The organism is Paraprevotella xylaniphila YIT 11841 (assembly GCF_000205165.1).
In the GTDB taxonomy this organism is placed as follows: domain Bacteria; phylum Bacteroidota; class Bacteroidia; order Bacteroidales; family Bacteroidaceae; genus Paraprevotella; species Paraprevotella xylaniphila.
The window spans coordinates 29,083-41,538 of record NZ_GL883885.1 but is presented as its reverse complement, the minus strand read 5'-3'; the positions used below and the strand labels follow the sequence as shown (position 1 = coordinate 41,538).

The 12,456-nt window shown below is 50.0% G+C and carries 8 protein-coding genes; all 8 read left to right on the top strand.

Annotated features, from left to right (window positions below; all coding sequences use genetic code 11):
- Nucleotides 1–51: 51 nt before the first annotated feature.
- The 8 genes from HMPREF9442_RS13210 to cysN all read left to right on the top strand — a co-directional run bounded on the left by HMPREF9442_RS13210 (nt 52) and on the right by cysN (nt 12,452).
- Nucleotides 52–1,512, top strand: coding sequence for a glycosyl hydrolase family 28 protein (locus HMPREF9442_RS13210; RefSeq protein ID WP_008629513.1), 1,461 nt, complete (start codon nt 52–54; stop codon nt 1,510–1,512).
- Between the two features lie 154 nt (nt 1,513–1,666).
- The gene (locus HMPREF9442_RS13205) at nt 1,667–3,556 is read left to right on the top strand and encodes an amidophosphoribosyltransferase (RefSeq protein WP_008629509.1); all 1,890 of its coding nucleotides are present in this window, start codon (nt 1,667–1,669) and stop codon (nt 3,554–3,556) included.
- A 24-nt stretch (nt 3,557–3,580) separates the two neighbouring features.
- Nucleotides 3,581–4,663: a glutamine-hydrolyzing carbamoyl-phosphate synthase small subunit gene (gene carA, locus HMPREF9442_RS13200; protein ID WP_008629508.1), complete on the top strand. Its 1,083-nt coding sequence runs from the start codon at nt 3,581–3,583 to the stop codon at nt 4,661–4,663.
- A 14-nt stretch (nt 4,664–4,677) separates the two neighbouring features.
- Nucleotides 4,678–7,902, top strand: coding sequence for a carbamoyl-phosphate synthase (glutamine-hydrolyzing) large subunit (carB, locus tag HMPREF9442_RS13195; RefSeq protein ID WP_008629506.1), 3,225 nt, complete (start codon nt 4,678–4,680; stop codon nt 7,900–7,902).
- Nucleotides 7,903–7,925: 23 nt separating this feature from the next.
- Nucleotides 7,926–9,473 (top strand): SLC13 family permease, encoded by a 1,548-nt coding sequence (locus HMPREF9442_RS13190; protein ID WP_008629503.1) that lies wholly within the window; start codon nt 7,926–7,928, stop codon nt 9,471–9,473.
- Nucleotides 9,474–9,491: 18 nt separating this feature from the next.
- The gene (gene cysC / locus HMPREF9442_RS13185) at nt 9,492–10,088 is read left to right on the top strand and encodes an adenylyl-sulfate kinase (protein WP_008629499.1); all 597 of its coding nucleotides are present in this window, start codon (nt 9,492–9,494) and stop codon (nt 10,086–10,088) included.
- Nucleotides 10,089–10,096: 8 nt separating this feature from the next.
- The gene (cysD, locus tag HMPREF9442_RS13180) at nt 10,097–11,008 is read left to right on the top strand and encodes a sulfate adenylyltransferase subunit CysD (protein ID WP_172604755.1); all 912 of its coding nucleotides are present in this window, start codon (nt 10,097–10,099) and stop codon (nt 11,006–11,008) included.
- 16 nt (nt 11,009–11,024) lie between these two features.
- Complete coding sequence (cysN, locus tag HMPREF9442_RS13175; RefSeq protein WP_008629496.1) at nt 11,025–12,452, top strand: sulfate adenylyltransferase subunit CysN; 1,428 nt, start codon at nt 11,025–11,027, stop codon at nt 12,450–12,452.
- The last annotated feature ends 4 nt before the right edge of the window (nt 12,453–12,456 follow it).

Genomic DNA, 12,456 nt, shown 5'->3' with positions numbered 1-12,456 from the left:
ATTTTATGATGTTCGTTCGTATATAAATTATATTCACGTAAAGTTGGTAGTATGAATAAGATATTATGTGGCGCGCTGGGAGCCTTCTTCGTTTCTTTTCCCATGCAAGCGAAAATACTCGTGTATCCGAAGATAGAAGACCAGGCCATTGTGGACGACAACCGTTACAAGGTGTACGTCAGGGAGGCCGGGACGGAAAATGCCTGGCGGGAGTTACAGGTTTTTTCAGTGGAGGTGGACATGGACACGCAGAGCCGGGCTGCCATGGCGCAGTTCGACGCAGACGAGCCGGTGGAGGTGAAGGTCGTGGCGCATGGTTTACCGGTGGATGACGTGAAGATACGTCCTCTTTCGCGAGGTATATCATATAATAAGGTGGACGGGCACGCCTTGACGTTCCGCCTGGAGCGTCCGGCCAAGTTGAGTGTGGAGTTCGGGGGCGATCGTATGGGTAATCTCCATTTGTTTGCCAATGCTGTGGAGACGGAGACGTATGACGGAACAGGGGGCGAAGGCGTCGTGGTCTGGGATGGAGGTTCGAAAGACATTTTCCGGAAAGATTGCCGTCTGATTTATTTCGGTCCCGGCGTGCATAAGCCCAAGGACCTGCCCAACGATGAGATAGACGTACCGAGCAACTGCACGGTTTACCTGGCGCCGGGGGCCTTGGTGAAAGCCAAGCTCAGGGTGGACAGGGCAAAGAATGTGCGGATTGTGGGACGAGGGATGCTGTTCCGGCCTTTGCGCGGCGTGGAAATCACCCGTTCGCGCAACGTGCACGTAGAAGGCATTACGGTGGTCAACCCCCAGCATTACACCATAATGGGCGGAGAAAGCCGGAAGGTGACGGTCAGGAATGTGAAGAGCTTTTCATCCCGGGGGTGGAGCGACGGGATTGACTTGATGTGTTGCCATGACTGGTTGGTGGACGATGTGTTTCTTCGTACGAGCGACGACTGCCTGGCATTTTATAATCACCGGTGGTGGTTTTGGGGAGGGACAAGCAACCTGACGGTGCAGAATTCCATTTTGTGGGCCGATGTGGCGCATGCCATTAACGTGGGAGGCCATGGTGACGACCGTTCCCCGAAGGGGGAGACGCTTCGCAGCGTAAGGTTCCGCAACATAGACGTGCTGAACGTGGACGAGGATGACGACAACTATCGTGGAGTGATGGCCGTATGCGTGGGCGACAAGAACCGGGTGGAGGACGTGTCGTTCGAGGACATCCGGGTGGAAGACTGCGAAGAGGCGCGGCTGATAGATATCCGGGTTCTTTTCAATGAGAAATATAACCGTGAGCCTGGCGGTCCGATTCGCAACCTTGTCTTCCGTAATATCCGCTACCAAGGCGAAAGGGGAAAAATGTATCCTATGCGGATAAAAGGATATGACGCAGGCAACGACGTGTGCGGCGTGCTGTTGGAGAATGTCACGGTAGACGGAAAGAAACTGACGGGCACGGAAGGGATAGAGATGAACGGGTTTGTTTCCGATGTGGAAGTAAGGTAGGGAGCTTGTCTTTCGTTTTGTTCATGAAAGCGTGGATAGGTTTCTTTTTTGTCACAAGAAGTGTCTTTTTCTACGTAAATAGCGAAATAAATTGCAAGTATTCGCATTTATTTGTACCTTTGCCCACTAATAAGGTTTGAAGAAAACGATTGTCATGGAGCAGTTGAAACACGAATGCGGGATCGCTATGATACGCTTGCTGAAGCCCTTGGAGTATTACCAGGAAAAGTATGGTACTTGGATGTATGGCTTGAACAAGCTTTACCTTTTAATGGAGAAACAGCATAACCGCGGACAAGAAGGAGCCGGGTTGGCTTGCGTGAAGATGGAGGCGAATCCCGGAGAAGAGTATATGTTCCGTGAACGGGCGCTAGGTACGGGTGCCATTACCGAGATTTTTTCCTCCGTGCAGTCCCGGTTCAGGGATTTGGGCGCGGAACAGCTTGCAGACGCCACGTATGCCAAACGGCAGCTTCCCTTTGCCGGTGAAATTTATATGGGCCACCTTCGGTATTCAACGACCGGAAAGAGTGGCCTTTCTTTTGTCCACCCGTTTCTGAGGCGCAACAACTGGCGGGCGAAAAACCTTGCGCTGTGTGGTAATTTCAACCTGACGAATGTGGATGAGGTATTTGCCGACATTACGGCCAAAGGACAGCATCCCCGGATTTATTCCGACACTTATATCATGTTGGAGCAAGTGGGGCACAGGCTCGACCGCGAAAGCGAACGCCTTTATGCCGAAGCCATAGGGCATGGATTGTCCGGCATGGATATCACGCATTATATCGAGGAACGCATCGACGTGAACAACGTGTTGCGCACGGCAGCTCCCTTGTGGGATGGCGGTTATGTGGTGTGCGGGGCGACGGGCAGCGGCGAGATGTTTGTCCTGCGTGACCCGTGGGGTATCCGGCCGGCCTTTTGGTATAAAGACGATGAGGTTTTGGTCGTGGCTTCCGAGCGTCCTGTCATCCAGACGGTTTTCGCGTTGGAGACGGAGCAGATACACGAACTCATGCCGGGGCAGGCGGTCAGCGTGCATAAGGACGGGGAGATGCGTTTGGAACAAATCTTGCAACCCAAGGAGGTGAAAGCCTGCTCGTTCGAACGAATCTATTTCAGTCGTGGAAGCGACCGCGATATTTACCTGGAGCGTAAGGCTTTGGGCATGCAGTTGCGCGATGCCATCCTGAAAGCCATTGGCGGGGATTTGGAACATACGGTGTTCTCTTTTATTCCGAACACGGCGGAAGTCGCCTTTTATGGCATGTTGGACGCTTTCAAGGCGTATCTGAACCAAACCAAGATTGCCCAGATAGAAGCGTTGGGACATAAGCCCACGCATGAGGAGCTCGAACGCATCCTGAGCCAGTATATCCGTAGCGAGAAAGTGGCTATCAAGGACATCAAACTGCGTACGTTCATTACGGAAGGCAACAGCCGGAACGATTTGGCAGCGCATGTGTATGACATCACTTACGGGAGCGTGAATGCCTACGAGGACAATCTGGTGGTCATCGACGACAGTATCGTGCGCGGGACTACGCTGAAAGAGAGCATCATCCGCATCCTTGACCGCCTGCACCCGAAGAAAATCGTGCTGGTGTCTTCTTCGCCGCAGGTGCGCTATCCCGATTATTACGGTATCGACATGTCCAATATGGATGAGTTCATCGCTTTCCGCGCAGCCGTGGAGCTGTTGAAAGAACGGGGCATGGCGCACGTGGTGGGTGAGGTTTATGAACAATGTAAAATGCAGATGGGGTTGCCTAAAGAAGAAATGGTGAACAGCGTGAAAGCCATCTACGCTCCTTTTGCGGACGAGGACATTTCATGCAAGATGGTGGAGATGTTGCGCCCGGCAGGAGTCACCACGCCCATTGAAATCGTATACCAGACGCTGGAGGGCCTTCACGAGGCCTGTCCGGAGCATTCGGGCGACTGGTATTTCAGCGGCGACTATCCGACACCGGGTGGCGTGAAGTTGGTGAACCGGGCGTTCATCAGTTATTATGAGAATGTGTTTAAGGCAAATAAATAAGATAATAAAGATTGTATTTCTGCAATGAGAAACGTGACACTTATCCTCGACGACGGGAGCCGTTTTCACGGTAAGTCGTTCGGTTATGAAAAACCGGTGGCCGGCGAAGTGGTTTTCAATACGGCCATGATGGGGTATCCGGAGAGTTTGACCGACCCGTCTTATGCCGGGCAGTTGATGACGCTGACCTATCCTTTGGTCGGGAACTACGGCGTGCCGGCTTTTACTATGGAAGAGAATGGCCTGGCCACTTTCATGGAGAGCGACCGGATTTATGCCTCGGCCATTATCGTAAGCGATTATAGTCTGGCCTACAACCATTGGAATGCAAAAGAAAGTCTGGCAGACTGGCTGAAACGGGAACAGGTGCCGGGCATCACGGGAGTGGATACGCGCGAGTTGACGAAGGTGTTGCGCGAACACGGGGTGATGATGGGCAAGATTGTGTTTGACGACGAACCGGATAACATACCCGAGGCCGATTATAACGGTGTGAACTTCGTGGATAAAGTGTCGTGTAAGGATGTCATCCGTTACAATGAAGGAGGCGGACGGAAGAAAGTCGTGTTGGTGGATTGTGGTGTGAAACACAATATTATACGTTGCCTGCTTCGTCGCAGCGTGGAAGTGATACGCGTGCCTTGGAACTATGATTTCAATACGTTGGAGTTTGACGGCCTCTTCTTGGCCAACGGTCCCGGCGACCCGGACACGTGCGAGGCTGCGGTAGCGAACATCCGCAAGTTCCTTGCTTCTCCTTCGGTGCGCCCCTGCATGGGCATCTGTATGGGCAACCAGCTTTTGAGCAAAGCGGCCGGTGCCCGGATTTATAAATTGAAGTACGGGCACCGCAGCCACAATCAGCCGGTGAGGATGGTGGGCACGACCCGTTGTTTCATCACGAGCCAGAACCACGGTTATGCTGTGGATGCGGAAACGCTCGGGGCAGACTGGGAACCCTTGTTCGTCAACATGAACGACGGTTCCAATGAAGGCATACGCCATAAAGTGAATCCTTGGTTCAGTGCGCAGTTCCATCCGGAAGCTTGCAGCGGTCCGGTGGATACGGAGTTCATGTTCGATGATTTTGTAAAATTGCTCAAATAAGAAACAGGTGGTCTATGGAAGATAAAGGAATAAAGAAAGTATTGTTGTTAGGTTCCGGTGCGCTGAAAATCGGCGAGGCCGGTGAGTTTGATTACTCCGGTTCGCAGGCGTTGAAGGCGTTGAAAGAGGAAGGGATAGAGACGGTACTCATCAATCCGAACATCGCCACGGTGCAGACGAGCGAAGGGGTGGCCGACCAGATTTATTTTTTGCCGGTGACTCCGTTTTTTGTGGAGAAAGTCATCCGGAAGGAACGGCCGCAAGGTATCTTGTTGGCGTTTGGAGGACAGACGGCTTTGAATTGCGGTGTGGCCTTATATAAGGAAGGAATCTTGGAGAAATACGGCGTGCAGGTGCTCGGAACTCCGGTACAGGCTATCATCGACACGGAAGACCGTGAATTGTTCGTGAAGAAGCTCGATGAAATCGACGTGAAGACCATCAAGAGCCATGCTTGCGGGAATATCGAAGAAGCCCGCAAGGCGGCTGCCCATCTGGGCTATCCCGTGATTATCCGTGCGGCCTATGCGTTGGGTGGCCTGGGTTCAGGATTCTGCGACAACGAAGAAGAACTTAACAAGTTGGCAGAGAAGGCATTCTCGTTTTCACCTCAAGTGTTGGTGGAGAAGAGCCTGAAAGGATGGAAAGAGATTGAATACGAAGTGGTTCGCGACCGGTATGACAACTGTATCACGGTGTGCAATATGGAAAATTTTGACCCGCTCGGCATCCATACCGGCGAAAGTATCGTGATAGCCCCCTCGCAGACGTTGACCAATTCGGAATACCACAAATTGCGGGCGTTAAGCATCCGCATCATCCGTCACATCGGAATCGTGGGAGAATGTAATGTGCAATATGCTTTCGACCCTGAATCGGAGGATTACCGTGTCATCGAGGTGAATGCACGTCTGAGCCGTTCTTCCGCTTTGGCTTCCAAGGCCACGGGTTATCCGTTGGCTTTCGTGGCTGCCAAATTGGGGTTGGGCTACGGGCTTTTTGAACTGAAAAACTCCGTGACGAAAACGACATCGGCCTTCTTCGAGCCGGCGTTGGATTATGTGGTGTGCAAGATACCGCGCTGGGACTTGGGCAAGTTCCGAGGTGTGGACCGCGAGTTGGGTTCCTCCATGAAGTCTGTAGGCGAGGTGATGGCCATAGGCCGTACTTTCGAGGAAGCTATCCAGAAAGGCTTGCGCATGATAGGCCAGGGGATGCATGGTTTTGTGGAGAACAAGGAACTGCAAATCGACGACATCGATGCCGCCCTGCACGAACCGACCGACAAGCGTATCTTTATCATCTCCAAGGCCATGCAGAAAGGTTATACGATAGACCGGATTCATGAACTGACGAAGATAGACAAGTGGTTCCTGCAAAAACTACAGAACATCAAGGATACGTCCAAGGCTTTGCATGCCTGCAAAAGCATCAATGTGCTAGACAATGACTTGTTGCGCCGGGCGAAGGTGCAAGGCTTTACGGATTTCCAGATAGCCCGTGCCTTGGGTATGGAAGAGGAAATGGACATCGAAGAGGCTTCGCTGATAGTGCGCCGTCGTCGCTTGTCCGCAGGTATCGTACCGGTTGTGAAACAAATAGACACGTTGGCTGCCGAGTATCCGGCGCAGACGAACTATTTGTACATGACTTATAGCGGCATAGCCCATGACATTCATTACGAACACGACAAGCGCAGTATTGTGGTTTTGGGTTCGGGTGCCTATCGTATCGGGTCGTCCGTCGAGTTCGATTGGTGCGGTGTGCAGGCGTTGAACACCATCCGTAAAGAGGGTTTCCGTTCGGTGATGATTAACTACAATCCCGAAACGGTATCTACCGACTACGACATGTGCGACCGCCTTTATTTCGACGAACTGACTTTCGAGCGCGTGTTGGATATTCTGGATTTGGAATGTCCGAAAGGGGTTATCGTTTCTACGGGCGGACAAATCCCGAACAACCTGGCCATCCGTTTGGACCAACAGCGTATTCCTATTCTCGGCACGACGGCCAAGAGCATTGACAATGCGGAAGACCGTGAGAAGTTTTCGGCCATGTTGAACCGTATCGGTGTGGACCAACCGGAATGGAGTGCGCTGACCAGTATGGACGATGTAAACGCATTTATAAGTAAGGTAGGCTTTCCGGTCCTGGTACGTCCTTCGTATGTGCTTTCCGGTGCGGCGATGAACGTATGTTCCAATCAGGATGAGTTAGAGCGATTCTTGAAGTTAGCTGCCAATGTATCTCATAAACATCCAGTTGTCATCAGTAAGTTCTTGCAGCATGCCAAGGAAGTGGAGATGGATGCCGTGGCACGCGAGGGAGAAATCGTGGCATACGCCATCAGCGAGCACATTGAGTTTGCCGGCGTGCATTCGGGAGATGCTACCATCCAGTTCCCTGCACAGAAATTGTATGTGGAGACGGTGCGTCGCATCAAGAAGATTTCCGGGCAAATAGCCCGCGAGCTGAAAATCAGCGGCCCGTTCAATATCCAGTTCTTGGCCAAGGACAACGACATCAAGGTGATTGAATGCAACCTGCGTGCTTCACGGAGTTTTCCGTTCGTGAGCAAGGTGCTTAAGATAAATATGATAGAACTGGCCACGAAAGTCATGTTGGGATTGCCGGTGGAGAAGCCGAACAAGAGCCTTTTCGATTTCGATTATGTGGGCATCAAGGCTAGCCAGTTCTCGTTCAACCGTTTGCAGAAGGCCGACCCCGTACTTGGAGTCGATATGGCATCGACCGGAGAAGTCGGTTGTTTGGGTGACGACTCGGGAACCGCTTTGCTTACGGCCATGCTTTCGGTAGGGCATCGTATTCCGAAGAAGAACATTCTTTTGTCTACCGGTGGCGCCAAACAGAAAGCCGACATGCTGGAAGCAGCCCGTACTTTAAAAGAGCATGGTTATGAACTTTATGCTACAGGGGGAACTAGCCGTTATCTGACGGAGAACGGTGTGGCGAACCATTTGGTGTATTGGCCGAGTGAGGAGGGAACACCTCAAGCACTTGCCATGCTGCATAACCGGGAGATAGATATGGTGGTCAATATCCCGAAGGATTTGACGGTAAGCGAATTGAGCAACGGTTACAAGATTCGCCGTGCTGCGGTGGATTTGAATATTCCCTTGATTACGAACTCCCGTTTGGCGAGTGCCTTTATCCAGGCTTTCTGCCATATTGATATGGATGATCTGCCCATAAAGAGTTGGTCTGAATATAAGTAAACACTATACAATCATGCCATACCATGAATTTTGAAATTGTTTATGTCTTAATCTGTCTGGCCGCTATGGTCGTAGCACTAATCTACGACCGTATGCGTCCGGGCATGATACTTTTTTCTGTCGTCATCTTGTTTTTCTGTGCGGGAATACTTACCCCTAAGGAAGTGTTGGAGGGTTTCTCGAACAAAGGCATGATTACGGTGGCTCTTTTGTTTCTGGTCAGTGAAGGAATACGTAAGAGTGGGGTGTTGGAACGTTTGATTTTTGCCATGTTACCGCAAAAGAAGTCTACAGTAGCCAATACGAATCTGCGTGTATTGCCGGTCATTGCTTTCATTTCGGCTTTTCTGAACAACACGCCGGTGGTTGTCATCTTTGCGCCTATCATCAAGAACTGGGCAAGACGGATGAAACTGCCGCCTGCAAAATTTCTGATTCCTCTTTCGTATGCCACTATACTTGGCGGTATTTGTACGTTGATAGGAACTTCCACGAATTTGGTGGTGGACGGAATGATACAAGACGCGGGTCTTAAGGGATTTTCCATCTTCGAATTGGGGCAAGTCGGGGTGATTATAGCCATTGTGGGCATTATTTATCTGGTTTGTTTTGCCAAGCGTTTATTGCCAGACCGAACCCTGAAAGATGACGATATTGAAGAAAGTAGCGACTCGGGTGACATTGTACGCGTGGAGGCTGTGTTGGGGGCACGTTTCCCCGGAAACGGAAAAACGTTGCGCGAATTTGATTTTCACCGTCATTATGGAGCCACGGTAAAAAGTCTGCATCGTAATGGTGAACGTCTCCAAGGGGATTGGATGAATGTACGCCTGTCAGAAAATGACACGTTGATTCTGGATGCAGACGGCACCTTTATTCCGACGTGGGGAGACAGCCGCGTGTTTTTGATGTTGTCGGTGTTGGATGCGGAACCCGAAATGGGAAAGAAAAAGAAATATCTGGCCATGATTCTGTTGTTGGTGATGATTATCGGGGCAACGGTAGGCGAGCTTCCGGTCGTGGAGCGGGCTCTTCCCGGACTGAAGTTGGATATGTTTTTCTTTGTTTGCGTCACAACGGTGATTATGGCTTGGACGGGAATGTTCAATCCCAAGAAATATACGAAGTTCATTTCATGGGACGTGTTGATTACCATCGCCTGTGCTTTTGCCATCAGTAAGGCTATGAGTAATTCCGGGTTTGCGGCTTTCATTGCCGAATATATAATAGGTATGACCGATGCTCTCGGACCGTATGCTTTGTTGGCTGTGATTTTTGTTATCACGAACCTGTTTACGGAGTTGATAACGAATAACGCCGCCGCCGCCCTGTCTTTTCCTATCGCTTTGGAGGTGGCCAATCATTTGGGAGTGAGTCCGACTCCGTTCTTTGTAGTGATTTGTATGGCTGCGTCAGCCTCGTTCTCTACACCTATCGGTTACCAGACCAATTTGATTGTACAAGGTATCGGAGGCTATAAATTTACCGATTTCGTTAAAATAGGCTTGCCTTTGAACATAATTGTGTTTGTGTTATCTGTATTTTTAATACCTTTGTTCTGGAATTTTTAAAAGAGAAGTAAGCAGTTTATGGGAGAGGCGACAAATATCTATCCGATATACGAAAAAATGATGACCCGTTCGGACAAGGAACAACTTCTTGGACAACGTGGGGTGATGGTCTGGTTCACTGGCTTGTCCGGTTCCGGGAAAAGTACGGTGGCACTCGGTGTAGAACGGGAGTTGCATAAGCGTGGCATCTTGTGCCGCATTTTGGACGGTGATAATATTCGTAGCGGTATCAATAAGAATTTGGGATTCTCGGCTGATGACCGGAAAGAGAATATCCGTCGTATTGCTGAAATCGGAAAATTATTCGTAGATACGGGGGTGGTGACGCTTTCAGCCTTTATCAGTCCTACGAACGAATCCCGTCACATGGCTTCTGAGATTATCGGGGCAGACGATTTTAGGGAAGTCTATGTGTCCACACCGTTGGAAGTTTGCGAACAACGCGACGTAAAGGGTTTGTATGCCCGTGCACGTCGGGGAGAAATCAAGGATTTTACCGGAGTCAGTGCCCCCTTCGAGGTGCCGGAACATCCGGCTCTGACGTTGGATACTTCCGTTCTGACGTTGGAAGAATCGGTTAATAAAGTGTTGGAACTTATATTGAACAATAAATAAATCACAATATTATGTCTGAATATAAATTGAGTCATTTGCAGGAGTTGGAGGCTGAGTCCATTCACATTATCCGTGAGGTGGCGGCTGAGTTTGAGAATCCTGTAATGCTTTACTCCATAGGAAAGGATTCTTCCGTGATGGTTCGTTTGGCTGAAAAGGCTTTTGCCCCGGGCAAGGTTCCTTTCCCTTTGATGCACATCGACTCCAAGTGGAAGTTTAAGGAGATGATACAATTTCGCGATGACTATGCCAAAAAATACGGTTGGAACCTGATTGTGGAATCCAATATGGAAGCGTTCCGGGCAGGGGTAGGCCCCTTTACGCACGGCAGTAAGGTGCATACGGATTTGATGAAGACCAAGGCTTTGTTGGATGCTTTGTCCAAGTATAAGTTTGACGCGGCTTTTGGTGGGGCGCGTCGCGACGAAGAGAAAAGCCGTGCAAAGGAACGTATCTTTTCATTCCGTGACCAGTTCCAACAGTGGGATCCTAAGAACCAACGTCCGGAGTTATGGGACATCTATAACGCCCGTATCCACAAAGGAGAGAGTATTCGGGTGTTCCCGTTGAGTAATTGGACAGAATTGGACATTTGGCAGTACATCCGTTTGGAAAACATTCCTATCGTCCCGCTGTATTATGCCAAGGAACGTCCGGTAGTGAACATCGACGGACAACTGATTATGCCGGACGACGACCGTTTGCCGGAAAAATACCGCGACAAGATTGAGATGAAGAATATTCGTTTCCGTACGTTGGGCTGTTGGCCGCTGACCGGTGCCATCGAAAGTGAAGCCGACACGATAGAGAAGATTGTGGAGGAAATGATGACTACCACCAAGAGTGAGCGTACGACCCGTGTGATAGACTTCGACCAGGAGGCGTCCATGGAACAGAAAAAGCGTGAAGGGTATTTTTAATTCAGGAGGGTATTATATGGCTACATTAAATATAAAGGAGTTTTTAGACCAAGACGAGAAAAAAGATTTGTTGCGCCTGTTGACGGCCGGTTCGGTGGATGACGGAAAATCCACATTGATAGGCCGGCTTTTGTTCGACAGCAAGAAACTGTATGAGGATCAGTTGCAGGCTTTGGAGCGTGACAGCAAACGTGTGGGAAATGCCGGCGACCATATAGATTATGCTTTGTTGCTCGACGGTTTGAAGGCGGAGCGCGAAGAAGGTATCACCATAGACGTGGCCTATCGTTATTTCTCGACGAACCAACGCAAATTTATAATTGCCGATACTCCGGGACACGAACAATACACCCGCAACATGATTACCGGCGGTTCCACAGCTAATTTGGCCGTCATATTGGTGGATGCCCGTACGGGAGTCATCACGCAGACCCGTCGTCATACCTTTCTTGTTTCCTTGTTGGGAATCAAACATATTGCGTTGGCCGTGAACAAGATGGATTTGGTGGATTTCGACGAAAACGTGTTCGACGCCATCGTAGCGGAATATAAGGCTTTGACGGATAAATTAGGTATAGAAGATGTGACTTGTTTTCCCCTTTCCGCTTTGGATGGTGACAATGTGGTAGAAAAGTCCGAGCGTACGCCTTGGTATGAAGGCACCAGCCTGTTGGACTTTTTGGAGACCGTGCCCATTCATACCGACCGCAACATGACGGATTTCCGTTATCCTGTGCAGTACGTGTTGCGCCCTAACCTCGATTTCCGTGGGTTCTGCGGAAAGATAGCTTCCGGTGTGGTACGGGAAGGAGATGAAATCATGGCTCTTCCGTCGCGTAAGAAGTCTCATGTGAAACGTATTGTGACGTACGACGGAGATTTGAAAGAGGCTTTTTGTCCGCAATGCGTGACGTTGACGTTGGAGGATGAGATAGACATTTCACGTGGTGAGATGTTAGTACATCCAGACAACGTGCCGGAAGTAGGGCGCTATTTCGAGACGATGCTCGTATGGATGGACGAAGAACCGATGGACCGTAACAAGCATTTTTATCTGAAGCATAATACGAATACGACTCGTGCCACGGTAGGTGAGATTTGTTATCAGGTAGATGTGAATACGATGGAGCAGCGTCCGGCAGACTGTTTTCATTTGAATGAAATCGGGAAAGTGCATATCACGACGGCAAAACCCATATTTTTTGATGCTTATCAGAAGAACCGTGCAACCGGTTCCTTCATATTGATAGATCCGATTACGAACAACACCAGTGCTGTGGGCATGATTATCGGTCCGGTGGAAGCCAAGGAGAATGACGTTGAGCGTCTTCCGGAGTTGGACTTGCCTAAATTAGGTATTGGTAAAGAGCATTACGAAGCCATAGAGAAAGCGGTCAAAGATTTGGGACGGCAAGGTCTCGCGATAGAAATCATTAAAGAATAACCTT